The organism is Streptomyces sp. NPDC031365 (assembly GCF_055569765.1).
Genome location: NZ_JBVIIM010000003.1, coordinates 117,236 through 141,138, shown reverse-complemented (window position 1 = coordinate 141,138; position 23,903 = coordinate 117,236). Strand labels below are relative to the sequence as shown.

The following is a 23,903-nucleotide window of genomic DNA, read 5'->3' as shown; positions in this document are numbered from 1 at the left end:
GGCGAACACACTTGCGGCCACACGGAGGGGGAGGTGGCCATGTCGAACACGAAGAACACCGAAGAGTCACAGGGTTCACGGGAACCCCGGAGCTCACAGCAGTCCCGCGAACAGACCAATGACAACAGAACCACCAAACGGCCGAGCCCGATGGAGGTGCTGCGCCAGGCGCGCGGCCAGCTCGCGGAGCTCACCGGTATGGAAGCCGAGTCCGTGTCGTCCTTCGAGCAGACGGAGGAGGGCTGGGCACTGGAGGTCGAGGTCCTCGAGCTCGAGCGGGTGCCCGACACGATGAGCCTGATGGCGAGTTACCAGGTGGAGCTGGACCCGGACGGGCAGCTCACCGGTTACCGGCGGGTCCGCCGCTACGAGCGGGGACGCGCCGACGCGCGCGGGCCCGGCGGCCGATAGGTCGCCCGACGGACACATCCACAGACAAGGAGGAACAGCCAGTATGACAGTAGTACCGGCACAGCAGACCGGCGGTGGGGGCGGCAGCAGCGGCCTCTACGACGTGCTTGAGCTTGTTCTGGACAGGGGGCTCGTCATCGACGCATTCGTGCGCGTGTCCCTGGTCGGCATCGAAATTCTCAAGATCGACGTGCGAGTCGTCGTCGCCAGCGTCGACACCTATCTCCGTTTCGCCGAGGCGTGCAACCGCCTCGACCTCGAGGCCGGGCCCCGCAAGAGCCCGGGTCTGCCCGAGATCGTCGGCGAAGTCACCGAGTCCGGTGCCCGCGGCAAGTCCAAGGGCGCCCTCTCCGGTGCTGCCGAAACCATCTCCGACGCCTTCAAGCAGTCCCGTGAGGACGGCTCCGACCGCGAGACCGAGTCCCGCCCGCGGGCCCGCAAGACCACCGCCGCCCGGCGGAAGGAGGAGCAGGAGTGAGCACCTACGTCTACGGCATCACGGCGGTGTCGCACCCATCACTGCCCGAGGGCATGGGCGGTGTCGGCGAACCGTCGCGCCCGGTGCGCATCCTGCGGGAGGGCGAGCTGGCGGCCGTCGTCAGCGACGCCCCCGAAGGGCTGCGTCCCAAGCGCAGGGAGCTGCTCGCCCACCAGAACGTGCTCAGCGAGATCGGCGCGGCCGGCTGTGTGCTGCCCATGCGGTTCGGCAGCGTCGCCCCGGACGACGACGCCGTCACCGGCGTCCTCGCCGAGCGCGCCGAGCACTACCGGGAGCGGCTGCGCGCGCTGGACGACCGGGTCGAGTACAACGTCAAGGCCAACCACGTCGAGGACGCCGTACTCCACCACGTGATGGCAGGCAACCCGGAGATCCGTGCCCTGGCGGAGGCCAACCGTCAGTCAGGCGGCGGCAGTTACGAGGACAAGATCCGTCTCGGCGAAATGGTCGCCGCGGCGGTCAAGGCCAAGGAGTCCGAGGACGGCACCGCCCTGGAGCACGCGCTGGAAGGGGCTGCCGACGCCGTGAGCGTGGGTCCCGAGTCCACGGGCTGGCTCGCCAACGTCTCCTACCTGGTGAAGCGGGAGACGGCGGAAAACTTCCTGGCCGCGGTGGAGCAGGTCCGCACGGACATGCCCCACCTCGAGGTCCGTCTGAACGGTCCGCTCCCCCCGTACAGCTTCGTCGAGCCCGGACCCGCCGAGCCGGCGGGCACGGCGGCCGGTGGGGCGGACGCTGGAGCGGGGTGACGTCATGGGCCTGATCTCGGAGGTGCTGCTGCTGCCGTTCGCGCCGGTACGCGCCGGCGGCTGGGCCATCCGGCAGGTGGTGCAGGAGGCGGAACGCATCTATTACGACCCTGCGGCGATCCGCGCCGAGCTGGCCCGCCTGGAGGAACTGTTGGAGACCGGAGAGCTCACCGAGGAGGAGTTCGACCGGCAGGAGGACGAACTCCTCGACCGGTTGGAGACCGCGACGCGCACAGGCGCGGGCACAGGCGACGGGACGGCACGACAATGAATCGAATGGGACTGGGCCTCGCGATCGGGGCCGGATATCTCCTCGGACGGACCAAGAAGCTCAAGATGGCGGTCGCCGTCGGCGGCCTGGTGGCGGGCAAGAAGCTGAACCTCAGCCCGCGCATGGTCGGCGAGCTGGTGTCCCAGCAGCTGCGCGACAACCCGCAGTTCAAGGAGCTCGGCGACCAGCTGCGGGGCGATCTGCAGGGTGTCGGCAAGGCAGCCTCCGGCGCGCTGGTCGAGCGGCAGCTCGGCTCGCTCGCCGACCGGCTGCACGGCCGTACCGCCGAGATGCGCGCCCAGCTGAACGGATCCGGTCCGCAGGAGCAGGAGCAGGAGCAGGAGCAGGAGCAGGAGCAGGACGCGGCGGACGAGGGGCCGGACGAGGACCTCGACGAAGCGCCGGAGGAGGACGGCGAGGAGGAGCCGGCCCCCGAGCGGACGGCCAAGAAGGCCGCCGCCAAGAAGACCGCGCCGGCGAAGAAGGCCGCGGCCAAGAAGACGGCTCCCGCGAAGAAGTCAGCCGCGAGGAAGACCGCGGCCGCTTCCCGCGGGACCCGCCCCCGCACGTCGAAGGGAGGCGGTGAGCGATGACCGAGACCCTGGGATCGGCCACCTCCGCCGCGCGTGACGGGGCGAAAGGGGCATCGAAGAACCCCCTCGCCGACGTCACCCACAGCGAGGCCGCCGACCGGCTCAAGGCCGAAGTGCAGGACTACCTCGCGGCCCAGGCCACCCGCATGCTGAGCGGCCTCGGGAACAAGCTCGGGGAGACCACCAACAAGCTCACCGACATCGCCGAGGGCAACAGCCCCGGCTTCGCCAAGCTCGCCGTCGACGGCGGCCGCAAGATCGCCGAGGGCAAGGGTCCGCTGCGCAGCGCCATCGAACTCGGCGCCTCACGGGCGAAGGACAACGTGATGGACAAGCTCAAGGGCCTGGGCGGAGGCAAGGGCAAGCGCAAGCGCTCGTCCGGCAACAAGCCCACCGTCATCATGGAGCACATCGACGTCGGGGTGCCGCTGCGCACGGCCTACGATCAGTGGACCCAGTACCAGGACTTCAGCACCTTCGCCAAGGGCGTCAAGAGTGCCAACAAGGGCGACGACACCACGTCGGACTGGCAGGCGAAGATCTGGTGGTCGAACCGCAGCTGGAAGGCGAAGACCACCGAGCAGGTCCCCGACGACCGCATCGCCTGGTCCTCGGAGGGCGCCAAGGGCACGACGAAGGGTGTCGTCTCCTTCCACCGCCTCGCCGACAACCTCACCCGGGTCCTGCTGGTCATCGAGTACTACCCGTCGGGCTTCTTCGAGAAGACGGGCAACATCTGGCGCGCCCAGGGCCGCCGTGCCCGGCTCGACCTGAAGAACTTCTCCCGGTTCATCACCCTCAAGGGCGAGGCCGAGGACAGCTGGCGGGGCGAGATCCGCGACGGCGAGGTCGTCCGCAGCCACGAGGACGCGCTGGCCGAGGAGGAGGAAGCGGAGTCCAAGGACGCGGACGCCGAGGAATCGGACGCCGAGGAATCGGACGCCGAGGACGCCGAGGACACCGAGGACGCCGAGGACGCGGAATCCCGCGAGCCCGGGGAGGACGAGGCCCCTGCCGACGAGTACGACGAGGACGAGGACGAGGAGGACGGGGAGGACGAGGAGAGCGCGTACGAGGACGAACCCGGCACGGAAGCCGAAGCCGAGGAGGAGTACGAGCCGGAGTCCGCGGACGAGGTGGAACCGGGGGAGGACGAGGCTCCCGCCGACGAGTACGAGGAGGACGAGTACCCGGAGGAGGACGAGGACCAGGACGGCACCGGGGCCGATGAGACCGAGTCCGAGCCCGTGGACGAGCGCGACGAGAGCCGGAGCCGCCGATGACCACCCCCAGCCGGCTCCCCGATCCGTACGGCCAGGGCAGCAGCGCCAATCTCGCCGACATCCTGGAAAGGGTGCTGGACAAGGGCGTCGTGATCGCGGGTGACATCCGCATCAACCTGCTCGACATCGAGCTGCTCACCATCAAGCTGCGCCTGGTCGTCGCCTCCGTCGACAAGGCGAAGGAGATGGGGATCGACTGGTGGGAGTCCGACCCGGCGCTGTCCTCGCGTGCCCGCCGTGACGAGCTGACGAGGGAGAACGCCGAGCTGCGGGAGCGGCTGGCCCGGCTGGAGGAACTGGAACTGGAGCCCCGTCGCGCACAGGAGGAGAGCCCGTGACCGGACTGCGGTACGTCTACGCGGTCTGCCGCCCCTTCGGCACGCCGCTCCAGGCACAGCTGACGGGAGTCGGCGGAGATCCGCCCCGCCTGCTGCCCCACGGCGACCTGGTGGCGGTCGTCAGCCATGTACCCGAGGGAGACTTCGCCGAGGAGCCGCTGCGGGCGCATCTGGAGGACCTCGACTGGCTGACCGGGGTCGCCCGCGCCCATCAGGGCGTGATCGACGCGCTCACCACCGTCACGACCCCGCTGCCGCTGCGGCTCGGCACCGTGTTCCGCGACGACAGCGGCGTACGGACGATGCTGGAGGCACGGGAGGACAGCTTCCGGCGCACCCTCGACCGGCTGGAGGGCCGGGTCGAGTGGGGAGTCAAGGTGTTCATCGAGGCGGACCGGGCGCAGGAGGCGCCCGCCGCGCCGGCACCGAAGCCCGCGTCCGGCCGGGACTACCTGCGGCAGCGCCGCATGCAGACGAAATCGCAGGACGACCTGTGGCAGCAGGCCGAAGCCTTCGCGACCCAGCTGCATCAGACCCTTTCCGGGAGTGCCGAGGACTCCCGGCTGCACGCACCGCAGAACCCCACACTCTCCGGCGCCTCCGGCCGCAATGTGCTCAATGCCGCGTATCTCGTGCCGCGCGCGAGTTCCGAGGAATTCGTGGAGCGGGTGGACCGGACGAAGGACGGGGCTCCCGGAATACGCGTGGAACTCACCGGCCCCTGGGCGGCCTATTCGTTCGCCGGTGAGGAATCGAACGGGAAGGAGGGTTCGTGACCGTCGTCGAACGCCGCGAAATAGCCCTGGTGGACCTGCTCGACCGGCTCCTGGCAGGCGGAGTCGTCATCACGGGCGACATCACCCTGCGCATCGCGGACGTCGACCTGGTCCGTATCGACCTCAACGCGCTCATCAGTTCGGTGAACGCACAGGTCCCGTCCCCCTTCGAGGAGTCGCTGTGACGGCCGCCCCCGACCGCGACCGGCAGGCCGAGCCGCACGGCAGCCGGCGCAAGCGGCTCGATCTGGAGCCGGACACGGTCGAACGCGATCTGATCAAACTGGTGCTCACCGTCGTGGAACTGCTGCGTCAGCTCATGGAACGCCAGGCGCTGCGCCGGTTCGACGAGGGAGATCTGAGCGAAGAGCAGGAGGAGCGGGTCGGGCTGACCCTCATGCTGCTCGAGGACCGCATGGCCGAGCTGCGGGACCGGTACGGGCTGCGGCCCGAGGACCTGAATCTGGACCTCGGGCCGCTCGGGCCGCTGCTTCCCCGGGACTGAGTCACGCCTGGGACCGAGTCACGCCGCGACCAAAAGGAATTCCCCGGGACAGCGTCCCGGGGAATTCCTTTGTCCGTCACCTCACCACCGGTACCAGCGGCCCCTGCCCCCGCCTGCCGATGTGCTGCGCATGAAGAATCCCAGCAGCCACACGATGAGGACCGCCAGGGCAATCCACCAGAGGACCTTTACCGCGAATCCGGCGCCGAAAAGGATCAGCGCCAGAAGCAGAACGAGCAGAATGGGAACCAATGTCATCAACCTCCTGACACTCTGATTGCCCGGAAATCGCTGTTCAGGCTTCCTTGCGGCAGAGAATCTCACCGTGCAGCACGCCGAACCAGCCGTCCTCGCGCGCGCCCCACTCCCGCCACGCCGTGGACACCTCCCGCAACCGCTCGCGGGTGGCGTGGCCCCCCTCGATGGCGCGCCCGGCGTAGGCCGACGCCACCGTGCGGTCCGCCCACAGCCCGCTCCACCACGACCGCTCCCCGGGAGTCGAGAAGGTCCAGGTGCCCGAGGTCGCCGTGACGTCGGTGAACCCCGCGGCCAGAGCCCAGGACTTCAGTCGCCGTCCGGCGTCCGGTTCGCCCCCGTTCGCCCGGGCCACCCGACGGTACAGGTCCAGCCAGTCGTCCAGGCCCGGCGACAGGGGATACCAGGTCATCGCGGCGTAGTCCGCGTCCCGCACGGCGACGAAGCCCCCCGGCCTGGTCACCCGTCGCATTTCGCGCAGCGCCCGGACAGGATCGCCCACGTGCTGAAGCACCTGGTGGGCGTGCACCACACAGAAGGTGTCGTCCGGGAAGTCCAGCGCGTGCGCGTCCCCCGCCGCGAAGCCGACGTTCGTCAGTCCCCGCTCGTCCGCCACCGCCCGGGCCCGCTCCAGGATCCCCGGTTCCCGGTCGAGACCGGTGACGTGTCCGTCGGGAACGAGCGCCGCCAGGTCGGCTGTGATGGTTCCTGGTCCGCACCCGATGTCCAGGATCCGCATGTGCGGCGTCAGGGATCCCAGAAGGTACGCCGCCGAGTTCGCCGCGGTCCGCCACGTGTGTGACCGCAGTACCGACTCGTGGTGCCCATGGGTGTAGACGGCGGTCTCCCGCGCTTCCGGCATGCCGAACCCACCCCTTCCACTCTCGTAGGAGGGCGCTCACGCTACGCGCATCGGCCGCATGATGAGACCTGCGTATCGCATGATGGGCACGGGTTCGTCGTAAACGGTTTGCCACCTGCGCCGACGAGCCCGCACAATCCCCACCATGGGCCACCTGGAAGCAGCGCATCTGGAGTACTACCTCCCCGACGGGAGGGCCCTGCTGGGCGATGTGTCCTTCCGGGTGGGGGAGGGCGCGGTGATGGCCCTGGTGGGCCCCAACGGCGCGGGCAAGACGACCCTGCTCCGGCTCCTCGCCGGTGAGCTGAAGCCGCACGGCGGATCCGTCACCGCCACCGGCGGACTCGGCGTCATGCGCCAGTTCGTCGGCTCCGTACGGGACGAAACGACCGTACGCGACCTGCTCGTCTCCGTCGCCACGCCCAGGATCCGGGAAGCGGCCCGCGCTGTCGACAAGGCCGAGCACGCCATGATGACGGTCGACGACGAGGCCGCCCAGCTGGCCTACGCCCAGGCCCTCGCCGACTGGGCCGAGGCCCGCGGCTACGAGGCGGAGACGCTGTGGGACATGTGCACCACGGCCGCGCTCGGCATCCCGTACGAGAAGGCGCAGTGGCGTCAGGTGCGCACCCTCTCCGGAGGCGAGCAGAAGCGCCTGGTCCTCGAGGCGCTGCTGCGCGGCACCGATCAGGTGCTGCTGCTCGACGAGCCCGACAACTACCTCGACGTACCCGGAAAACGCTGGCTGGAGGAACGGCTCGGGGAGACCCGCAAGACCGTCCTGTTCGTCTCCCACGACCGTGAACTCCTCTCCCGGGCCGCCCAGCGCATCGTCTCCCTCGAGCCGGGCCCCGCCGGCGCCGACACCTGGGTGCACGGCGGTGGCTTCGCCACCTACCACGACGCGCGCCGTGAACGCTTCGCACGCTTCGAGGAGTTGCGCAGGCGCTGGGACGAGAAGCACGCCCAGCTCAGGAAGCTCGTGCTGAACCTGCGCCAGGCCGCCGCCAACAGCCCGGACATGGCCTCCCGCTACCAGGCCGCCCAGACCAGACTGCGCAAGTTCGAGGAGGCCGGCCCTCCGCCCGAGCCGCCGCGCGAACAGAACATCACGATGCGCCTCAAGGGAGGCCGTACGGGAGTGCGCGCGGTCACCTGCGAGCGGCTGGAACTCACCGGCCTGATGAAGCCGTTCGACCTGGAGGTGTTCTACGGCGAGCGGGTCGCCGTGCTCGGCTCCAACGGCTCCGGAAAGTCGCACTTCCTGCGTCTGCTCGCCGGGGAGGAGGTGGCCCACACCGGCGGGTGGCGCCTGGGTGCCCGCGTCGTCCCCGGACACTTCGCGCAGACTCACGCCCACCCCGAACTCCAGGGCCGCACGCTCCTGGACATCCTGTGGAAGGAACACGCCCAGGACCGGGGAGCCGCCATGTCCCGGCTGCGCCGTTACGAGCTGACCGGCCAGGCCGAGCAGACCTTCGAGCGGCTCTCCGGCGGCCAGCAGGCCCGATTCCAGATCCTTCTGCTGGAGCTCCAGGGTGTGACGGCCCTGCTGCTCGACGAGCCGACGGACAACCTCGACCTGGAGTCCGCCGAGGCGCTGCAGGAGGGCCTGGAGGCGTTCGAGGGCACGGTCCTCGCGGTCACCCACGACCGCTGGTTCGCCCGATCCTTCGACCGCTACCTGGTCTTCGGCAGCGACGGCCGCGTCCGCGAAACCCCGGCCCCGGTCTGGGACGAACGCCGGGTGGACCGAGTCCGCTGAGGCCTCCGCGGACGAGCCCTCGATGGGCGCGGGGAACTGCGCGAACGGGGGTCCGGGGGCAGAGCCCCCGAGGACGGGACGGAAAGGGGCGGCGGGGGCGGAAGCCCGGCCGTCGCCCGCGCAGCCACCACCCACCGAAGGGAAGACAACGGGCAGGGCGGCGTCCCCAGCCCCGCGTCCGGAAGCGCCCGGCCGCCGGACGCGGCCGGGCTCCGCCTCACCGCCTCACTTCCAGCGGAGCAACGCCCCCAGCCCGCCGACCGGCGCGTCCTCGCTCGGGCCCGCCGCGGTGACCGTCAGCGCGGGCGCGTCCGTCGCGACCGCCGACCGGATCAGCGCGTCGTCCGCCCGTGCCGACCAGGAGTTCTGCTCACCGAGGACCTTCAGGTCCGTACGCCGCACGGCCAACTGGTCGGCGTCCTCACCGATCCACACCTCCCGGTGCGCGTCCGGCCCGTCGGGCCGGATCAACAGTTCGTCGATCCGGTGCTCGCGCGCGGCCTCGACCAGCGCGGGCACGCCCTCCACGGCGCCCGCGCGGCCCTCGTCGTCGGGACTGCGGGCGGCGAGGAACCGGTCCAGCTCGGCGGCGGCACGGCCGTGGACGTGCTCCGCGCGGATCCGCTCGACGTCGTCGTCCAGCAGCCTGCTGCCCGCGCCGTGCGAGGCCTCGGCCACCAGACCGTGCAGCCGCTGCGGCAGCCGCTCGCGCACGGTGCGCCGCTCACGGTCGTCACCGACCAGGATCAGCAGATCGGCACCCGTCTCCTCCTGGCAGACCGCGAGGGCGTCGGCGATCTCCGCGGCGTTGTGCTCCCAGGTGTTCTCCACCCGCAGCTGGAAATGCCGCTCCGACCAGTCCACCGAGGCCGTCCGGTGCAGCGGCCACTGACGCCCGGTGACGCCGCCGGCGTCGTCCCGGCCCAGGGCGCTGCGCAGCTCGAAGTCCGCGCCCCTGCGATCCACGTACGCGACCACACACACGGGATCCTCACCGGCCAGCTCCAGCAGCGGTGCCACCCGCGGCAGCGGCGCCCACTCGGCCCAGTCGCGCTGCGGGGACCGGGCCAGCGGCGGATCGAGGACCACCTCGCCGCCCCGGGCGAACAGGGCGCGGCCCTGCGGTCGGCCCGAGTGCCGCAGCCCTTCGACCGCACGCCGCACCGCCTGACAGGTCGCCTCGTCCGCGCCCTGGCCGGCCAGCTCCCGCGCCATCGCCTGGGCCGTCAGCTGCCGCTCATGGGGGGTGTTCTCCGTGTGCCGGGAGGTGTCGACGTATACGGAGGCCCAGGGGCCGGGACGTTCGTAGAGTGGATACAGGAATGCGAGTTCCATGGCTCCCTCCCGGTTGCCGTTCGGGGTAGTGCTTGTGCGGCCGGGCGGGTACCCGGACCTCATGAACGCACACGAGCGGGGCACCACGATGACCGGAGTCGAGCCGGGCCGCCTGGGCGACCAGCAGCTCATGAAGGAGCTGGAGACCATCCACCGCACGCGTCACGACACACTGCTGTACGGGTCCAACGACGCGCTGCGCACCCACAACGACCGGATGGCGCAACTGGAGGGCGAGTATCTGCGCCGCAATCCGCGCCGTCCGGTGGCCGCGGGCCGCACCCGCGAGGGGGCCCGCGAGCGGGGCGCCGCGGACACGACGACGCCCACGACTCCAGCGACCTGACCGCCCGGCACGACCTGACCCGCCCGGCCGCCCCGGGCATGCGACCTGCCCCGGGCATGCGACCGGGGCCCGCGCGTACGCGAGCCCCGATGCCGTGCTCCGCGCGGGACGTCAGGCCGCCTCGGCCCCGAACACCTCCAGATACGTCTCGCAGAACGCCTTCAGATCGTCCGGCTTGCGACTGGTGACCAGCTTGTTCGGCCCGTGGTCGCAGATCTTCACCTGCTCGTCGACCCAGGTCCCGCCGGCGTTGCGGATGTCCGTCCGCAGACTGGGCCAGCTCGTCAGCTCACGGCCCCGGACCGCATCGGCCTCCACAAGGGCCCAGGGGGCGTGACAGATCGCGGCGACCGGCCGGCCCTGTTCGAAGAAGTCCCGCACGAACGAGACGGCCTTCGCGTCCATGCGCAGGAAGTCCGGGTTGGCCACCCCGCCCGGCAGCACCAGCCCGCCGAAGGAGTCCGCCGACGTCTCACCGACGACCTCCTGCACGGGGAAGGTGTCCGCCTTGTCGAGATGGTCGAACGCCTGGATCCTTCCCGGCCGCGTCGACACGAGCACGGCTTCGTGACCGGCGTCCACGGCCGCCTGCCACGGTTCGGTCAGCTCCACCTGCTCGACGCCCTCGGGTGCGGTCAGAAATGCGATGCGCATGATGGTTCCTACGTCCCTTCGTCAGCTTTCGGCGGCTGTCGCACGCCGCTCTCGTCCGGATCCGCGCGGCTGATGCCGGCCAGTACCGATCCGGGGTCCCGTGCCTCGGCCAGGTCACCGAGACTCACCACTCCGACGGGCAGACCGTCCTCGACGACGGGCACCCGGCGCACGGAGTGTGCCCGCATCAGGGCGACGGCAGAGGACACCGGATCGTCCGGGGCCAGCGTCAGCGGGTCCGGTGTGCACACCGCCCCGACGCTCACACCCAGGGGATCCGTACCCTCGGCGACCGCCCGTACGGTGATGTCGCGGTCGGTGAGCACTCCGACGACCACCTGCCCGTCGGCCACCACCACGTCGCCGATGTTCTGCGCGCGCATCAGCCGCGCCGCCTCGACGATCGAGGCGTCCGGGCGTACGGCGACCACGCCCGGAGTCATCACGTCCCTGACGAACTCGGCCATGGCCGATGCCCTCCCTCCGGTCCCGCCCGCCGGGGCACCGTGCCCGGCCGCCCCCGCAGGACGGACCGGCCACGGCGCTCCGGACGGGCCGGTCACGCGGTCTGCGTCTCGCGGGTCCGGGTCAGTGCCTCGGCCAACTCCTGGACGCTGGCGTAGCGGGCCTTGCGCGGCAGCCGCTCCAGCGCCTCGATGAGCGCGTCGGGCGCGTGCCGCCGGTCCAGCGCGCGCATCAGCTCGCGCGGACCCGCGGGGAACGCCCCGCGGCCCAGGATCCTGGCCAGTTCCAGCCGCACCGACTCCAGTGATGTCGGGCCGCGGCCCGGTGTCACCGGGCCGTACGCGACCTCGGGGTCGTCGTCGGCGAACGGCTCCGGGTCGTTCCACTCCTCGGTGCGGGTGGGGTGCCCGGACCTCAGCAGACCCTGCAGTTCGTGCTTCATCTCGTCGTCACGGTGGACGCTGAGCCGGTCACTGCCTCGCTGCATGTCTCCCTCCAGATCCTTCGGGGGTGCGCACCGCGTACCCGGGGAGCGCAGGCCGACACGGGGTTCGGGCGGTGGATCGTCACGGCCCGGGTTTGGCCCCCGGGCGGCGGGAGACCCGGAGGACACGCCCCCCACGAGCCTCCTGGAAAGGCCCGGTCATGGCGGTGCTCGCCCTGCTCATCCCTTCCTTCATGCTCGGTGTGATCCTGATGCTGGGCCGGTACGAGGATCTCCTGCTGCCGCCCGCGCAGCCACCGGAGGAAACAGCGGAATCGCAACTGGGAAGTTTGGGTCCCTGAAACGGGGGCAAAGGCACGTGAAGTGCTTCGGACAGGAGGCACGTCCGTGGACGCGGCCAGGCGCCGCTCCGGGCGCACCTGTCCCCCCGGCCGGTGCGCCCCCACGGTGACGTCCCCGAGCACCTCTGAGGGAGTTGCGACGCACCATGCCGACACCAGCGACCCCGACGCGCCACCCGCACGACGACGCCCCCGACACCGCTGCCGCCTTCCGCAGGCTCGCCGCACTGCCCGCCGGCGCGGAGCGTGACGCGCTCCGCGCCGAGATCGTCGAGGCGTGGCTTCCCATGGCAGACCGTCTCGCCGGACGGTTCCGCAGCCGCGGCGAGAACTTCGACGACCTGCGCCAGGTCGCCGCGCTGGGACTGGTCAAGGCCGTCGACCGGTACGACCCCGAGCTCGGCAACGCCTTCGAGAGCTACGCCGTGCCGACCGTCACCGGCGAGATCAAGCGGCACTTCCGCGACCACATGTGGACCCTGCACGTACCGCGCCGGGTCCAGGACCTGCGCAACCGCGTCCGCGGCGCCTCCCAGGACCTCTCCCAGACCATCCCCGGACGCCCGCCGACCGTCGCCGAGATCGCCGAGTACGCCAGTCTGAGCGAAGAGGATGTCCGCACCGGTCAGGAGGCGCTGGAGAGCTTCAGCGCGCTGTCCCTCGACGCCGCGCTGCCCGGCAGCGACGACGGCTACTCGCTGGGCGACGCCCTCGGCGCGCCCGACCCGGCGCTCGACACCGTGGTCGACCGCGAGGCCGTCAAGGAAGGGCTGGCCGCACTCCCGGAGCGGGAGCGGGCCATCCTCTACATGCGCTTCTTCGACGACATGACCCAGAGTGGCATCGCCGAGGAGCTGGGCATCTCGCAGATGCACGTCTCCCGCCTGATCAGCCGCTGCTGCGGCCGGGTACGGGAGCAGGTCATGAGCGACGCCGGCGAGGACTGACGCGCCCGTCACCCGCTCGGGTGTGCCGGGTCCCGCCAATGGTGTCCGGCCGCGCGCGGTGTGGCGGCGGGCGGGCTGTGATGGCGGTGGGGCAACCGATCGCCGTGCCCCGCCGTCGCTCGAAGGAGCCCGCACCATGCGCCGCACCGCCCGTGCCCTGTCCCTCGCCGCTGTCACCGGTACCGTCCTCGGCGCGCTCGCACCGGCCGCGTTCGCGGGGACGGTCACGGCCGGCGGGCCGTCGTGGAGCACCGCATCCGCCTCGCCCTGCCCGGAACCCGAGGAGCACGGCTGGGAGGGGTCCGCGTCCAGGAGCACCCCACCGGACGTCGCCCGGCCGGAGGGCTTCGAACCGGGAACCCCCGCCCCGGAGGGCCTTGAACCGGAGACTCTCGGACAGGAGGCGCTCGAGGACGAGGCCCTCGAGCCGGAGGCGGTCGCCCCGGTGGGCACCGCCCTGGACGAACTTGTTCCGGACGCCGTTCCCGAGGGCGGCGCCCAGATCCCCGCCCCCGCGGGCACCGGCGCGGCCGAATCGAAGGCCAAGGAGCCGTGGGCCGGGGATCTGAAGCCCACCGCGTCGAAAACCGTCGAACCGAAGCCGGTGGAGCCCGAGCCGGTGGAACCCAAGCCGGTGGGGCCGAGGCCCACCGGATCCGCTCACTCTCCGTGCCCCTCCGCACCCGCGCACCAGGGCGTTCACGCGGGCGGAGGCGGTGCCTTCACCGACTCCGTGCCCGCCCTCGCCGCAGGCGGCCTGCTGATCGCGGGCGCGTTCGGCGCCGCCGCCCACCGCCTGTACCGGGACCGGACCGCGGGGACGGACGTCTGACAACCGTCGCCCTTCCCCGCCGCCTCCGCCCATGCCGTGAGCCGCGCGACCGGACCGGCACTCATGTCCCGCCGCTCGCTGGGTACTGGCTGGCCGAGGGCGGCACGAGCGGACCCCGGGGCACGGCGCCCCGGGGGTACCAGGGACTGCGCGGAGGTAGGGATGCGGCGGACGTATCCGGAAGGCCACGGCCCCGTACGCTTCGGGCCGCCGGACCCCGAGGACGGGTTTCCCGTCCTGCCCGAGCTGTCCGCCGTACTGGCCGCGGCGGCCTCCCGGGCCGGCGCCGAGCCGGTCGGCGGCGGCCCCGCCCTGCTGGACGCCGCATGCGGCTACGGTGACCGGCGCGGACTGCCCGCCGCTCCCGACCGGGTCGCCGTCGCTCCCGGCGCTCCCGCTCTGCTGGTGGCGCTGACCGCCGCCATCGGCGGCGACGTCCTGGTGCCCAGACCCTGCGCCGCCTGGTGGGCCCCCTACGCCCGGCTGCTGGGCAGACCCGCCTTCTCCGTGCCGACCCCCGCCGAGAGCGGGGGCGTCCCCGACCCGTACGCCCTGCTGGAGACCGTCCGCCGGCTTCGAGCCGAGGGCGGTGACCCGCGCCTGCTCGTGCTCTCCGTCGCCGACGACCCCACCGCCACCGTCGCGCCGCCCGAACTGCTGCACGAGACCCTCGAGGCCGCCGTCGCCGAAGGGCTGCATCTGGTCAGCGACGAGACCTGGCGCGACACCCTGCACGACCCGCACGGCACCGTGCTGCTCAGCCCCGCCGAGATGCTGCCCGAGCGGGTGACCGTCGTCACCGACCTGGTCGGCGCCCTGCTCCCGCCCGGCTGGCCCGCCGCCGTCGCCCGCTTCCCGGCCGGCGAGGAGGGAAACGCCCTGCACGCACGTGTACTCGACGTGCTCACCGCGCTCGACGCGCGGGTCGCCGCGCCCCTGGCCGCCGCGGCGGTGTACGCGCTGTCCGAGCCCGAACCCGTCACCACGCGCGTCGCCGACTCCGTACGCCTGCACGCGCGCCTTGCCGCCGCCGCGCACCGTGCCGTGGTCACCGCCGGCGCCGTGTCCCGGCCCCCGGGCTGCGGCCGCCACCTTTATGTCGACCTCACACCGCTGGCGCCCGCGCTCACGGCGCACGGCGTGGGCGACGCCCAGGAACTGGAGGACTTCCTCACCGTCCGGCTCGGCATGCCCGCGCCGGGCGGTCACCGCTTCGGCGACGAGCTCGAAGCACCGCGCGTACGGCTGTCCACCGTGTCCCTGCTGGGTGCCACCGCCGAACTGCGCGCGGCATGCCTGCGCTCGCCCGAGCCCTTGCAACTGCCGCAGGTGCGCGGCGCGTTGGCCCATCTGACATCGGTCTTCGACGATCTCCGTGACGACGCTCGGCGATGGGAGTCTCCTCGATGACGCAGCGGCCCGAGTTGGCCAGGACAACGACCACGACCACAGCCCCCGGCGGGACCGCACCGGAATCCGACGACCTGGGAGCCGGCCCCCCGTCCTCCTCCGCGCGTCCATACCCGCCCCTGGCCGAACCCCGCCCGCTCGCCGAACACCGGGTGTGGCCGCGCTCCTTCCACGACCGGCTGACGGCCCCGCTGCCCGGCCTCAAGGCCTTCGCCCGCTTCGCCCGAGAGGGCGCCGTGCGCCCGACTCCGGACGGCCTCGCCGACATCCCCCGACTGCCCTGCGCACCCGGCCCGCTGCCCCGCGTGGACGCCCGCACGGTCGCCGTCACCTGGGCGGGCCACGCCAGTTGGGTCCTGCGGATCGGAGGGCTCACCGTACTCACCGACCCGGTCTGGTCCCGCCGAATCCTCGGCACCCCGGCCCGGGTCACCCCCGTCGGCGTCGCCTGGGAGGCGCTGCCGTGCGTGGACGCGGTCGTCATCAGCCACAACCACTACGACCACCTGGACGCCCCCACCCTGCGCCGGCTCCCGCGCCACACCCCGGTGTTCGTGCCGGCCGGGCTCGCCCGCTGGTTCCACCGCCGCAGGTTCACCCGGGTCACCGAGCTCGACTGGTGGGAGGCTGCCGAACTGGGCGGAGTCCGCTTCGACTTCGTACCGGCCCACCACTGGTCCAAGCGCACTCTCGCCGACACCTGCCGCTCCCTGTGGGGCGGCTGGGTGCTCACCGACCGCGAAGGCCACCGCGTCCACTTCGCCGGCGACACCGGCTACGGGCACTGGTTCTCCCGGATCGGCCGCCGCTACCCCGGCATCGACCTCACCCTGCTGCCCATCGGCGCCTACGACCCCCGCTGGTGGCTGGCCGACGTCCACTGCGACCCGGAGGAGGCCGTCCGCGCAGCCCAGGACCTCGGGGCGCGCCGTATGGCACCCATGCACTGGGGCACGTTCATCCTCTCCGCGGAACCGGTCCTGGAGCCACTCGTCCGCGTCCGCGCCGCCTGGGACAGGTCCGGCCTGCCGCGCGAGAACCTGTGGGACCTGCCGGTGGGCGCCTCCCGGGTTCTGGAGTGACCGTGCCGCGCCCTCTCGCCGCTCCGCGCGGCTCCCGGACGGACGTCAGTCCGATGCCGGCCGCCACATCCGCCGCCACAGGCCCGGGGCCGTGCTGATCAGCACGGTCAGCACGATCGCCGCGAGCACGCCCTGCCACGGCTCCCTGAACAGCGAACCGCCCAGGATGCCGATGAGCTGGTACGTCGCAGCCCAGGCCACGCAGGCCGGCAGGTTGCCGCGGACGAAGCGGCGCATCGGCCACGTGGCGAGCAGACAGGCCAGCATCACCGGCAGCCGCCCGGCCGGCATCAGCCGCGACAGCACCAGCACGGCCACCTCGTGGTCGGCGAGCTTCTGCTGCGCCTGCTTCAGCCGGTCCTCCGGGGCGCGCAGGCGGATCGCCTCCAGCCAGCGCGACCCGTTCTTCGACCTCATGCCGCGCCGCCCCAGCCAGTACAGCGCCACGTCCCCGAGAAACGCCGCCAGCGACGCCGTGACGAGCAGCAGCGCCATCGAGAACGGCGCCGTCCGGTGAAAGGCGACCACGGCCGCCGAACTCACCAGCGCGCCCGTCGGCACCACCGGCACCAGCGCCCCGATCAGCACCAGCAGGAACAGCGAGGGATAACCGACCGCCTGCTGGGTGGAATCGGGCGCCACCACCGGGAGGGCCGCCAGCGTGGCCACCGACGGCGGGGACGCACCGGCCGCCTGGCCCAGGGCGGCGGGAAGGATCACCGTGCGGCCTTCAGGCGCACGCTCTCCCCGTGCCCGAGCCGGTGGACGCTCACCCCGGGGGCGTGCCGGGCCGCGAGCCGCTCGAATTCCTGGCCCGGCGCGTGGAACTCGTACGGGCGCACGGCGTCCATGCCGATCGGCCAGTACGTGCCGTAGTGCACCGGCACGGCACTGGGCGCACCCAGCCGGGCCAGTGCCTCCGCCGCCCGCCCCGCGTCCAGATGCCCGTCGCCGAGGTAGGGTCCCCAGCCGCCCACCGGCAGCAGCGCCACGTCGACCGGCCCCACCTCCTTGGTCATCCCCTCGAACAGTCCGGTGTCCCCGGCGAAGTACGTCCGTGCCTCGCCCTCCAGGACATAGCCGAGGGCGGGGGAGCGGTGCGGTCCGACCGGCAGCCGCCGCCCGTCGTGCCGCGCGGGCACGGCCCGTACCACCAGCCGGCCGACCGTGGTCACATCGCCGGGCGCCACCTCGCTCACGCCGAGATGCGTGAGCCGGCGCAGCCCCGGCACCGCGCGTAGTGCGCCCCGGGGCACGAGCAGGCGGGTGCCCGGGGCGAGCCGGGCCAGCGACGGCAGGTGCAGATGGTCGGCGTGCAGATGGGAGACCAGGACCACGTCCGCGTGCCGGGCCTCGGCGGGCGGCACCGCGCCGCGTCGGCGCCGCAGATGTGCGAGCCGGCGGGCGAACAGGGGGTCGGTGAGCACACGGGTGTGCGAGTCCTCGACCGTGCAGGTGGCGTGACCCCACCACGTGACCTCCACCGGCACCTCTTCGCCTCCTTCGCGCGACTCCCCCGAAGCGTACGTGCAGGAGTAGGGTCGGCGGCGAAAACCGGAGGTGAGGGGGACGCCATGGGACCGGTGCGGGTGACGGCGATCGCGAGTCTGACGCCGTTGGAGGAACTGGACGCCGATCCCTTCCTGGTGGACTCCCGCAGCCAGCACGCCATGTGCGCCCGCTGGGCCGCCGAGCAGGGCCACGTGGTGGCCCGGGAACTGCTCGTACGGGGACTGCGGACCGACCACTGCCTGCTGTGGGAAGGGGTGCTGCCCGGCGCCGACCTGTTCGTGGCGCCCAGCCTGCGGGTACTGGAACGTGCGTTGTCCTCCGTGGAGGAGTTCGCCGCCGAGTGCGCGCGACGCGGGGTGCGCGTGGAGACCGTGGGGGGCGTGGAGCCGTCGTACGACGCCGCGATGAAGGCGCGGGTGCACCGCAGGCTGTCGATGCCGACCGCCGGCTACGACGGCCGCTGAGCCGCCGGCGGCCCGCGACCGGGGACGAAATGCTTGCTCCAGCCGTTGTGACAGGGTGAAAGGGCCGGACCGGCCGGGACGTGAGGTGTACGGGGCGTGGGTGGCGGGCGTTGGCGACGGGTCGCCAGTCAGATCGGGCGCAGTGTCACGGTGTGGGCGGTCTCCACACTCACGATGCTGCTGCTCGCCGGAATCCTGCCGGACTTCCGGCTGCGCTCGGCCGACGGCGACAGTGCCACCGACATAGCGGTCACCGCCGCCCTCGGCGCCGGCGCCTTCGGCCTGCTGTCCGCCCTCGTCTGGCCGCTGCTGGTGCGGCTGCTGCTACTCGTACCGGCGTTCGTCCTCGGGCTGCTGGTGTTCTTCCTCAACGGCGCGCTGCTGTGGCTGGCCCTGTACGTCAACCCCGTCGAACGGGGCGCCGCCGCCCCGGAGACGGCGGTCGTGGTCGCCGCCGTCATGTCCGCCGTCGCCTCGGCCACGGGCGCCGCCCTCGCCGTACGCGACGACGACGCCTACCGCCGCCGCCTCTACCGTCTCGCCGACCGCAGACGGGGGTCCGCCCCGCCCTGCCCCGCCACCCCCGGCACCGTCTTCCTGCAACTCGACGGCGTCGGCCACGACGTGCTCCTCGACGCCGTCGACAAGGGGCTGATGCCCACCGTCGCCCGCTGGCTCGGCACCGGCAACGGCGGCGACCAGCCCTCCCACCGCCTCACCCGCTGGCGCACCGACTGGTCGAGTCAGACCGGCGCCAGCCAGCTCGGCATCCTGCACGGCAGCAACCACGACGTCCCCGCCTTCCGCTGGTACGAGAAGGCCCGCCGCGAGGTCATGGTCTGCAACCGGCCCACCAGCGCCGCCGAACTCCAGGCCCGTGCCATCGAGTACTCCGGCCACGCCGGACTGCTCGCCACCGACGGCGCCAGCCGCGGCAACCTGTTCGGCGGCGGCGCCGACGAACAGGCCCTGGTGCTGTCCATCGCCACCCGCCGTCGCGGCCCCGCGGCCCGCTCCCGCGCGGGCTACTTCGCGTACTTCTCCGACCCGGCCAACGCCGTGCGCACCGCCCTGTCCTTCATCGCGGAGGTGGGCCGGGAGATCGGCCAGTCCACCCGGGCCCGGCTGCGGGAGCAGCGCCCGCGCGTCTCGCGCGGCGGGCTCTACCCGTTCGTACGGGCCTTCGCGACCGTCGTCCAACGGGACGTCGTGGTCGCTGCCGTGACCGGCGACCTGCTGGCCGGCCGCACCGCCGTCTACGCCGACCTGGTGGCCTACGACGAGGTCGCCCACCACTCCGGACCCACGAGCCGGGACACCGAGAAGGTCCTCCAGCGCCTCGACCGCGCCCTCGCCCTGATCGAGAGCGTCGCCGAGCACGCACCCCGCCCGTACCACGTCGTCGTCCTCTCCGACCACGGGCAGAGCCCGGGCGAGACCTTCCGCTCGCGCTACGGCCTCACCCTCAGCGACCTGGTACGGGCCGGCTGCGGACTGCCCGTCCCGCGCCGCGCCCGGCGCACCCACAGCGGGGCCGAGGCCCGCGCGGCGGTCCGGGCGGCGCTGCGCCGGCCCGTCGAGGAGGGCGCCGAGCACTACCGCCCCTCCCGAGGCTCCGAGCCGGTCGTGCTCGCCTCCGGCAACCTGGGCCTGGTCTCCTTCCCGGATGTGCCGCACCGGATGACCAAGGAGGAGATCGACGCCCGCCACCCCGCGCTGCTGCCGACCCTCGCCAACCACCCCGGCATCGGCTTCCTGCTCGTCCGCAGCGAACGCCACGGAGGGGTCGTGCTCGGCGCGTACGGCGCGGAGATCCCGCTGGACGAGCTGGACGGCAATCCCGGACCCCTGGAGGCCTTCGGCCCCGGCGCCGCCGACGTCGTGCGCCGCACCCACACCTTCCCGCACACCGCCGACATCATGGTCAACTCCTTCCACGACCCCGCCGACGGCGAGGTGCTCGCCTTCGAGGAGCAGATCGGTTCCCACGGCGGCCTCGGCGGTGCCCAGTCCCGCCCCTTCCTGCTGTCCCCGCTCGCCCTGTCCCCGCCCGTCACCGAGGGCGTGGTGCTCGCCGGTGCCGAGCAGGTCCACCAGGTACTGCGCCGCTGGCTGACGGAAGCGGACGACGCGGAGCTGCCGGCGGCCCGGGACCAGGAGCGCGCGGCCTGAAAGGCCGTTGACCCGCCCGCCGGCGCCGCGGACGATGGCGCCATGAACCGGGCCGCCGTGTACACACTGGACGAGCTGCGGAAGCTGGACCGGGCGGTGCGCACGGACGTCCTGTGCGTCCTGGACACCGTCGTCCGGGACCTCCCCGCCCACTGGAGCCGTCGCAGGGGAGTCCCCCGGCTCATGGTGCACCTCGACGGCCGGGGCGGCGCCCGGACGGAGCGGACCCCGTGGGGGCCGGCCGAGCACGGGTATCTCGACGAGTTCCACCGCTGGGTCCGCGGCGTCCCGGCGGCCAGGGCCCGGGAGCACGGCTGCGCCGCCCTGGTGTACGGCGACCGCATCCACGCGAGAATCAACCGGATCGGCCCCTTCGGGTCGGCCCGGTTCACCCCGGACACGCGCGCGCACGTCTGCGTGGCACACCGGGATCTGCCACTGGCGCCCGGCTTCTCGTTCACCTTCGACATCGAGGGCAGGCTCTCCCCGCGGCTGGTGTTCCACGACTGGGTGTCCGACGCCCTCGACCGTGCCCGGCGGGGTTGACGCGGCGGAAAACGCCTTGCCCGGTCTCCGCGGAGCACAGTTCACTGGGTCCGGCGCCCGCCCAGATCCGCGTACCACGGTCCGGCGCCGTCCGATCGTCTCCCCCTTCCGGCCTTCCCCCGACCTCCAGGAGCCTTTGCGTGCAGGCAGCCGTGACCGTCACCCCCGCCCGCGTCCCGGAGCTGCTGCTCGGTCTGGCGACCGTGCGTCCCGTGTTCCTCTGGGGTGCGCCCGGCATCGGAAAGTCCTCCCTGGTCAGGGAGTTCGCCGAGAGCCTGGGCCTGGAGTGCGTGAGCCTGCTGGGCACCCAGCTCGCCCCCGAGGACCTGATCGGCGTCCCGCAGATCCGCGACGGCCGCTCGGTGTTCTGCCCGCCGGAGGCGATCGCCCGTGACGAGCCCTACTGCCTGTTCCTGGACGAGCTCAACGCGGCCACCCCGGACGTGCAGAAGGCGTTCTACTCGCTGATCCTGGACCGCCGTATCGGCGCCTACGAGCTGCCCAAGGGCTCCATCGTCATCGGCGCCGGCAACCGCGCCACCGACAATGCGCTCGCCCGCCCCATCGCCTCCGCGCTCGTCAACCGCCTCACCCACGTCCATCTCGAGGTGTCCGCCAGGGACTGGCTGGTCTGGGCGGCCGGCAACGGCATCCACCCGTGGATCACCGACCACCTCACCGACCGCCCGGACCACCTGTGGTCCAAGCCCCCGAAGACCGAGGAGCCGTTCTCCACGCCCCGGTCCTGGCACATGCTCTCCGACGCGCTGCACTCCTTCGGCCGCGACCTCGGCGAGGACACCCTGAAGGTCCTCGCCCACGGCACGCTCACCCCCGCGCACGCCACCGCCTTCTGCGGCTACGTCAAGATCGTGCGCAGCCGCTTCGGGATCGACGCCGTCATCAAGGGCGAGGCCCGCTGGCCGCACCGCGTCGAGGACCGTGACCTGCTCTACTACCTCGCCGAGTCGTTCCGCGGACGCCTCGTCAAGGAACTCCCGGCGTCCAAGGAGCACATGTCGGCGAACGGCCGGCAGACCGCGTACCGCGCCAAGTCGCTGCTCGTGCAGCTCGCCGAGATCTCCGTCGAGGTCGCCCAGACCGTCATCGCCTCCGACGACGACGGCAACCCGGTCCTGCCGGCCTGGTTCCTCGTCGAGGCGGCCCGCGACATGCCCCGGCTGGTGGAGGCGCGCCGGTGAGCCGCGCCCACGCGAAGGGGCCGAAGAACGCGAAGGGGCCGAAGAAGCGGGACCTCGCGCAGGAGGCGTTCGACGCGGGACTGCGGCTGGTGCGGGCCAACCCCGCGCTGGCCGCCGTCGACTTCGACGTCTGCCGCCGGGAGGACTGCGAGCTCGCGCCCCGCGACGGGCTGGTGCGCGTGGACTCCGAGGCCGTCCTGCACGCCCATCCGGACCGCATGGCCGATCCGGATGCCTGGGCGTGGGCCCTCGCGCACGCCGTCCTCCATCTCGGCTTCGGTCACGTCCCGGCCGCCAAGGGCACGCGCGAGCAGCCCGACCACTGCGAACTCGCCGCCCGCTGTGTGGTCGTCAACCGCTTCCTGCTCGGCTTCCCCGTCGGCAGGACGCCCGACCGGCTGCCCGCCGCCTACCCCGACGGTGACGAGGACCGGCTCGCCGCGCGCTGGCGACGGGACGGCGTCCCGGCCGTGTACGAGCGCTGCGGCACGGCGGGCGGCGAGGCGGACCTGTTCCTCCAGGAGTGGTACGGCTATTACGGGCAGCCGCCGGACCACCAGCTGGCGTTCGCCACCGCGCTCACCCGCACCGTGTCCGCCGCGATGGACATGGCGGGCGGCCGCCGCGACAGCCTGGACGGCAAGCCGGTGCCACGACGTCCCTGGGAGCGGGCGCTCGGCTGGTTCGTCTCCTCCTACCCCCTGCTCGGCGGAATCGCAGCCGGTATCACCCTCATCGCCGACGCCGAACTGGCCCGCGCCCACGGCATCTCCGTCGCCGCCGTCGACGCCGCGGCCGGAGAGATCTACGTCAACCCGCTGCGGCGGCTGGAGGACGAGGAATGGCGGTTCGTCCTCGCCCACGAGATGCTCCACGCCGCCCTGCGGCACGGCGACCGCTGTGGCGGACGCGACCCGTACCTGTTCAACGTCGCCTGCGACTACGTCATCAACGGCTGGCTGCGGGAGATGCGGGTCGGCACCATGCCCGAGGGGCTGCTGTACGACAAGGAACTCGCGGGCCTGTCCGCGGAGGAGGTCTACGACCGGATCGCCGTCGACCTCAGACGCATGCGCCGGCAGGCCACGCTGCGCGGCAAGGGGCTCGGCGACATCCTCGGCGGCCCTCTCCACCCGCCCCGCGACTACGTCGACCTCGACGGCTTCTACCGCCGCGGCCTCGCCCAGGGCCTGGACCTGCACGACCGGCAGGAGCGCGGTTTCCTGCCCGCCGGCCTGGTCCAGGAGATCCGCGCGCTCAGCCATCCGCCGCTGCCCTGGGACGCCCGGCTGGCCCGCTGGTTCGACGAGTTCGTGCCGCGCCCCGATCCCCTCCGGTCGTACGCGCGTCCCTCCCGGCGCCAGGCGTCCACCCCCGACATCCCCCGCGCGGGGCGCTACTTCCCGCCCGAGGAGATCGCCCGCTGCACCTTCGGCGTGGTCCTGGACACCTCCGGCTCCATGGACCGGGTCCTGCTCGGCAAGGCGCTCGGCGCCATCGCCTCCTACGCCGAGGCCCGCGACGTACCGGCCGCCCGCGTGGTGTTCTGCGACGCGGCGCCGCACGACGCGGGCTACGTACCGGTCACCGAGATCGCCGGGCGGGTGCGGGTGCACGGCCGGGGCGGCACCGTACTCCAGCCCGGTGTCGACTTCCTCCAGCGGGCCGACGACTTCCCGCCCACCGCGCCGGTCCTGGTCATCACCGACGGCTGGTGCGACGTCCTGCGGGTCCGCCGCGAGCACGCGTATCTGATCCCGCAGGGCGCGCGGCTGCCGTTCACCCCGAGAGGGCCCGTCTTCCGGGTGAGTTGAGCCGTGATGTGATCGGATGGGGGAGGGTC

The 23,903-nt window shown here is 72.6% G+C and carries 30 protein-coding genes; 22 read left to right on the top strand and 8 right to left on the bottom strand.

The genetic code is table 11. The features are described from left to right. Positions 1–39: 39 nt before the first annotated feature. Genes ACZ5C2_RS05970 through ACZ5C2_RS05925 form a run of 10 tightly spaced genes read left to right on the top strand, consistent with a single transcriptional unit; the run spans position 40 to position 5,425 of the window. Positions 40–411, top strand: a complete 372-nt coding sequence (locus tag ACZ5C2_RS05970) for a gas vesicle protein GvpO (RefSeq protein WP_468787041.1) — start codon at positions 40–42, stop codon at positions 409–411. A gap of 43 nt (positions 412–454) precedes the next feature. Beyond that, positions 455–889 (top strand): gas vesicle structural protein GvpA, encoded by a 435-nt coding sequence (locus ACZ5C2_RS05965; protein ID WP_468787039.1) that lies wholly within the window; start codon positions 455–457, stop codon positions 887–889. Then, a complete protein-coding gene (locus ACZ5C2_RS05960; RefSeq protein ID WP_468787037.1) occupies positions 886–1,659 on the top strand; it encodes a GvpL/GvpF family gas vesicle protein in 774 nt (257 codons plus the stop codon). The genes ACZ5C2_RS05965 and ACZ5C2_RS05960 overlap by 4 nt, the downstream gene beginning before the upstream one ends. A gap of 4 nt (positions 1,660–1,663) precedes the next feature. Continuing rightward, positions 1,664–1,930 carry a gas vesicle protein GvpG gene (locus ACZ5C2_RS05955; RefSeq protein WP_468787035.1) on the top strand — a complete coding sequence of 89 codons (267 nt, stop codon included), beginning with the start codon at positions 1,664–1,666 and terminating at the stop codon, positions 1,928–1,930. Next, positions 1,927–2,523 (top strand): DNA primase, encoded by a 597-nt coding sequence (locus ACZ5C2_RS05950; RefSeq protein WP_468787033.1) that lies wholly within the window; start codon positions 1,927–1,929, stop codon positions 2,521–2,523. Before ACZ5C2_RS05955 ends, ACZ5C2_RS05950 begins: the two co-directional genes overlap by 4 nt. Further along, on the top strand, positions 2,520–3,806 hold the full coding sequence (locus ACZ5C2_RS05945; protein ID WP_468787031.1) for an SRPBCC family protein: 1,287 nt from the start codon (positions 2,520–2,522) through the stop codon (positions 3,804–3,806). The genes ACZ5C2_RS05950 and ACZ5C2_RS05945 overlap by 4 nt, the downstream gene beginning before the upstream one ends. Beyond that, the gene (locus tag ACZ5C2_RS05940) at positions 3,803–4,144 is read left to right on the top strand and encodes a gas vesicle protein (RefSeq protein ID WP_468787029.1); all 342 of its coding nucleotides are present in this window, start codon (positions 3,803–3,805) and stop codon (positions 4,142–4,144) included. Before ACZ5C2_RS05945 ends, ACZ5C2_RS05940 begins: the two co-directional genes overlap by 4 nt. Further along, positions 4,141–4,920 carry a GvpL/GvpF family gas vesicle protein gene (locus tag ACZ5C2_RS05935; RefSeq protein WP_468787027.1) on the top strand — a complete coding sequence of 260 codons (780 nt, stop codon included), beginning with the start codon at positions 4,141–4,143 and terminating at the stop codon, positions 4,918–4,920. The genes ACZ5C2_RS05940 and ACZ5C2_RS05935 overlap by 4 nt, the downstream gene beginning before the upstream one ends. Beyond that, positions 4,917–5,105, top strand: coding sequence for a gas vesicle protein (locus tag ACZ5C2_RS05930; protein WP_190163863.1), 189 nt, complete (start codon positions 4,917–4,919; stop codon positions 5,103–5,105). The genes ACZ5C2_RS05935 and ACZ5C2_RS05930 overlap by 4 nt, the downstream gene beginning before the upstream one ends. Then, positions 5,102–5,425, top strand: coding sequence for a gas vesicle protein K (locus ACZ5C2_RS05925; RefSeq protein WP_468787024.1), 324 nt, complete (start codon positions 5,102–5,104; stop codon positions 5,423–5,425). The genes ACZ5C2_RS05930 and ACZ5C2_RS05925 overlap by 4 nt, the downstream gene beginning before the upstream one ends. A gap of 81 nt (positions 5,426–5,506) precedes the next feature. Here the strand turns inward: ACZ5C2_RS05925 and ACZ5C2_RS05920 are convergent, their stop codons facing one another. Together ACZ5C2_RS05920 and ACZ5C2_RS05915 are read right to left on the bottom strand one after the other, a co-directional pair. After that, on the bottom strand, positions 5,507–5,677 hold the full coding sequence (locus ACZ5C2_RS05920; protein ID WP_073931265.1) for a hydrophobic protein: 171 nt from the start codon (positions 5,675–5,677) through the stop codon (positions 5,507–5,509). A 43-nt stretch (positions 5,678–5,720) separates the two neighbouring features. Then, on the bottom strand, positions 5,721–6,542 hold the full coding sequence (locus tag ACZ5C2_RS05915) for a methyltransferase domain-containing protein (protein ID WP_468787022.1): 822 nt from the start codon (positions 6,540–6,542) through the stop codon (positions 5,721–5,723). Between the two features lie 145 nt (positions 6,543–6,687). On the opposite strand from ACZ5C2_RS05915, the gene ACZ5C2_RS05910 reads away from it, so the two are divergent. Then, positions 6,688–8,307, top strand: a complete 1,620-nt coding sequence (locus ACZ5C2_RS05910) for an ABC-F family ATP-binding cassette domain-containing protein (RefSeq protein ID WP_468787020.1) — start codon at positions 6,688–6,690, stop codon at positions 8,305–8,307. Positions 8,308–8,532: 225 nt separating this feature from the next. Here ACZ5C2_RS05910 and ACZ5C2_RS05905 read toward each other — a convergent pair whose 3' ends face one another. Next, positions 8,533–9,642, bottom strand: a complete 1,110-nt coding sequence (locus ACZ5C2_RS05905) for a baeRF2 domain-containing protein (protein ID WP_468787018.1) — start codon at positions 9,640–9,642, stop codon at positions 8,533–8,535. Between the two features lie 61 nt (positions 9,643–9,703). Between ACZ5C2_RS05905 and ACZ5C2_RS05900 the strand changes: the two genes are divergently transcribed. After that, the gene (locus ACZ5C2_RS05900) at positions 9,704–9,988 is read left to right on the top strand and encodes a DUF6158 family protein (protein WP_468787016.1); all 285 of its coding nucleotides are present in this window, start codon (positions 9,704–9,706) and stop codon (positions 9,986–9,988) included. A 111-nt stretch (positions 9,989–10,099) separates the two neighbouring features. On the opposite strand, the gene ACZ5C2_RS05895 is transcribed toward ACZ5C2_RS05900, so the two are convergent. The 3 genes from ACZ5C2_RS05895 to ACZ5C2_RS05885 form a co-directional block, all read right to left on the bottom strand. After that, positions 10,100–10,642 carry a type 1 glutamine amidotransferase domain-containing protein gene (locus ACZ5C2_RS05895; protein WP_468787014.1) on the bottom strand — a complete coding sequence of 181 codons (543 nt, stop codon included), beginning with the start codon at positions 10,640–10,642 and terminating at the stop codon, positions 10,100–10,102. Positions 10,643–10,650: 8 nt separating this feature from the next. Beyond that, complete coding sequence (locus ACZ5C2_RS05890; RefSeq protein ID WP_468787012.1) at positions 10,651–11,109, bottom strand: CBS domain-containing protein; 459 nt, start codon at positions 11,107–11,109, stop codon at positions 10,651–10,653. A gap of 92 nt (positions 11,110–11,201) precedes the next feature. Then, positions 11,202–11,594, bottom strand: a complete 393-nt coding sequence (locus ACZ5C2_RS05885) for a DUF2795 domain-containing protein (RefSeq protein ID WP_468787010.1) — start codon at positions 11,592–11,594, stop codon at positions 11,202–11,204. Between the two features lie 158 nt (positions 11,595–11,752). Here ACZ5C2_RS05885 and ACZ5C2_RS05880 point away from each other — a divergent pair, with 158 nt between their 5' ends. The 5 genes from ACZ5C2_RS05880 to ACZ5C2_RS05860 all read left to right on the top strand — a co-directional run bounded on the left by ACZ5C2_RS05880 (position 11,753) and on the right by ACZ5C2_RS05860 (position 16,164). Beyond that, entirely contained in the window at positions 11,753–11,893 is a 141-nt protein-coding gene (locus ACZ5C2_RS05880; RefSeq protein WP_468787008.1) for a hypothetical protein, read from the top strand. A gap of 146 nt (positions 11,894–12,039) precedes the next feature. After that, positions 12,040–12,840 carry an RNA polymerase sigma factor SigF gene (locus ACZ5C2_RS05875; RefSeq protein WP_468787006.1) on the top strand — a complete coding sequence of 267 codons (801 nt, stop codon included), beginning with the start codon at positions 12,040–12,042 and terminating at the stop codon, positions 12,838–12,840. A 136-nt stretch (positions 12,841–12,976) separates the two neighbouring features. After that, positions 12,977–13,672 carry a hypothetical protein gene (locus ACZ5C2_RS05870; RefSeq protein WP_468787004.1) on the top strand — a complete coding sequence of 232 codons (696 nt, stop codon included), beginning with the start codon at positions 12,977–12,979 and terminating at the stop codon, positions 13,670–13,672. Between the two features lie 162 nt (positions 13,673–13,834). Continuing rightward, a complete protein-coding gene (locus ACZ5C2_RS05865; RefSeq protein WP_468787002.1) occupies positions 13,835–15,082 on the top strand; it encodes an aminotransferase class I/II-fold pyridoxal phosphate-dependent enzyme in 1,248 nt (415 codons plus the stop codon). After that, entirely contained in the window at positions 15,079–16,164 is a 1,086-nt protein-coding gene (locus ACZ5C2_RS05860) for an MBL fold metallo-hydrolase (protein ID WP_468787000.1), read from the top strand. Before ACZ5C2_RS05865 ends, ACZ5C2_RS05860 begins: the two co-directional genes overlap by 4 nt. 45 nt (positions 16,165–16,209) lie before the next feature. Here the strand turns inward: ACZ5C2_RS05860 and ACZ5C2_RS05855 are convergent, their stop codons facing one another. After that, the gene (locus ACZ5C2_RS05855) at positions 16,210–16,833 is read right to left on the bottom strand and encodes a DedA family protein (RefSeq protein WP_468787670.1); all 624 of its coding nucleotides are present in this window, start codon (positions 16,831–16,833) and stop codon (positions 16,210–16,212) included. A 47-nt stretch (positions 16,834–16,880) separates the two neighbouring features. Further along, entirely contained in the window at positions 16,881–17,654 is a 774-nt protein-coding gene (locus tag ACZ5C2_RS05850; protein WP_468786998.1) for an MBL fold metallo-hydrolase, read from the bottom strand. Positions 17,655–17,738: 84 nt separating this feature from the next. On the opposite strand from ACZ5C2_RS05850, the gene ACZ5C2_RS05845 reads away from it, so the two are divergent. The 5 genes from ACZ5C2_RS05845 (at position 17,739) to ACZ5C2_RS05825 (ending at position 23,874) form a co-directional block, all read left to right on the top strand. After that, positions 17,739–18,140, top strand: a complete 402-nt coding sequence (locus ACZ5C2_RS05845) for a hypothetical protein (RefSeq protein WP_468786996.1) — start codon at positions 17,739–17,741, stop codon at positions 18,138–18,140. Between the two features lie 150 nt (positions 18,141–18,290). Continuing rightward, the gene (locus ACZ5C2_RS05840) at positions 18,291–20,312 is read left to right on the top strand and encodes a phage holin family protein (RefSeq protein ID WP_468787668.1); all 2,022 of its coding nucleotides are present in this window, start codon (positions 18,291–18,293) and stop codon (positions 20,310–20,312) included. A 42-nt stretch (positions 20,313–20,354) separates the two neighbouring features. After that, positions 20,355–20,858, top strand: a complete 504-nt coding sequence (locus tag ACZ5C2_RS05835) for a hypothetical protein (RefSeq protein ID WP_468786994.1) — start codon at positions 20,355–20,357, stop codon at positions 20,856–20,858. 140 nt (positions 20,859–20,998) lie between these two features. After that, positions 20,999–22,060: an ATP-binding protein gene (locus ACZ5C2_RS05830; RefSeq protein ID WP_468786992.1), complete on the top strand. Its 1,062-nt coding sequence runs from the start codon at positions 20,999–21,001 to the stop codon at positions 22,058–22,060. Next, entirely contained in the window at positions 22,057–23,874 is a 1,818-nt protein-coding gene (locus ACZ5C2_RS05825) for a vWA domain-containing protein (protein ID WP_468786990.1), read from the top strand. Before ACZ5C2_RS05830 ends, ACZ5C2_RS05825 begins: the two co-directional genes overlap by 4 nt. The last annotated feature ends 29 nt before the right edge of the window (positions 23,875–23,903 follow it).

What these genes read in the sequence shown, in the direction of transcription:
- ACZ5C2_RS05970 (WP_468787041.1), top strand. Translation starts at nt 40, where the DNA reads ATGTCGAACACGAAGAACACCGAAGAGTCACAGGGTTCACGGGAACCC.
- ACZ5C2_RS05965 (WP_468787039.1), top strand. Translation starts at nt 455, where the DNA reads ATGACAGTAGTACCGGCACAGCAGACCGGCGGTGGGGGCGGCAGCAGC.
- ACZ5C2_RS05955 (WP_468787035.1), top strand. Translation starts at nt 1,664, where the DNA reads ATGGGCCTGATCTCGGAGGTGCTGCTGCTGCCGTTCGCGCCGGTACGC.
- ACZ5C2_RS05950 (WP_468787033.1), top strand. Translation starts at nt 1,927, where the DNA reads ATGAATCGAATGGGACTGGGCCTCGCGATCGGGGCCGGATATCTCCTC.
- ACZ5C2_RS05945 (WP_468787031.1), top strand. Translation starts at nt 2,520, where the DNA reads ATGACCGAGACCCTGGGATCGGCCACCTCCGCCGCGCGTGACGGGGCG.
- ACZ5C2_RS05940 (WP_468787029.1), top strand. Translation starts at nt 3,803, where the DNA reads ATGACCACCCCCAGCCGGCTCCCCGATCCGTACGGCCAGGGCAGCAGC.
- ACZ5C2_RS05915 (WP_468787022.1), bottom strand. Translation starts at nt 6,542, where the DNA reads ATGCCGGAAGCGCGGGAGACCGCCGTCTACACCCATGGGCACCACGAG.
- ACZ5C2_RS05910 (WP_468787020.1), top strand. Translation starts at nt 6,688, where the DNA reads ATGGGCCACCTGGAAGCAGCGCATCTGGAGTACTACCTCCCCGACGGG.
- ACZ5C2_RS05905 (WP_468787018.1), bottom strand. Translation starts at nt 9,642, where the DNA reads ATGGAACTCGCATTCCTGTATCCACTCTACGAACGTCCCGGCCCCTGG.
- ACZ5C2_RS05900 (WP_468787016.1), top strand. Translation starts at nt 9,704, where the DNA reads ATGAACGCACACGAGCGGGGCACCACGATGACCGGAGTCGAGCCGGGC.
- ACZ5C2_RS05895 (WP_468787014.1), bottom strand. Translation starts at nt 10,642, where the DNA reads ATGCGCATCGCATTTCTGACCGCACCCGAGGGCGTCGAGCAGGTGGAG.
- ACZ5C2_RS05890 (WP_468787012.1), bottom strand. Translation starts at nt 11,109, where the DNA reads ATGGCCGAGTTCGTCAGGGACGTGATGACTCCGGGCGTGGTCGCCGTA.
- ACZ5C2_RS05885 (WP_468787010.1), bottom strand. Translation starts at nt 11,594, where the DNA reads ATGCAGCGAGGCAGTGACCGGCTCAGCGTCCACCGTGACGACGAGATG.
- ACZ5C2_RS05880 (WP_468787008.1), top strand. Translation starts at nt 11,753, where the DNA reads ATGGCGGTGCTCGCCCTGCTCATCCCTTCCTTCATGCTCGGTGTGATC.
- ACZ5C2_RS05875 (WP_468787006.1), top strand. Translation starts at nt 12,040, where the DNA reads ATGCCGACACCAGCGACCCCGACGCGCCACCCGCACGACGACGCCCCC.
- ACZ5C2_RS05870 (WP_468787004.1), top strand. Translation starts at nt 12,977, where the DNA reads ATGCGCCGCACCGCCCGTGCCCTGTCCCTCGCCGCTGTCACCGGTACC.
- ACZ5C2_RS05865 (WP_468787002.1), top strand. Translation starts at nt 13,835, where the DNA reads ATGCGGCGGACGTATCCGGAAGGCCACGGCCCCGTACGCTTCGGGCCG.
- ACZ5C2_RS05860 (WP_468787000.1), top strand. Translation starts at nt 15,079, where the DNA reads ATGACGCAGCGGCCCGAGTTGGCCAGGACAACGACCACGACCACAGCC.
- ACZ5C2_RS05845 (WP_468786996.1), top strand. Translation starts at nt 17,739, where the DNA reads ATGGGACCGGTGCGGGTGACGGCGATCGCGAGTCTGACGCCGTTGGAG.
- ACZ5C2_RS05835 (WP_468786994.1), top strand. Translation starts at nt 20,355, where the DNA reads ATGAACCGGGCCGCCGTGTACACACTGGACGAGCTGCGGAAGCTGGAC.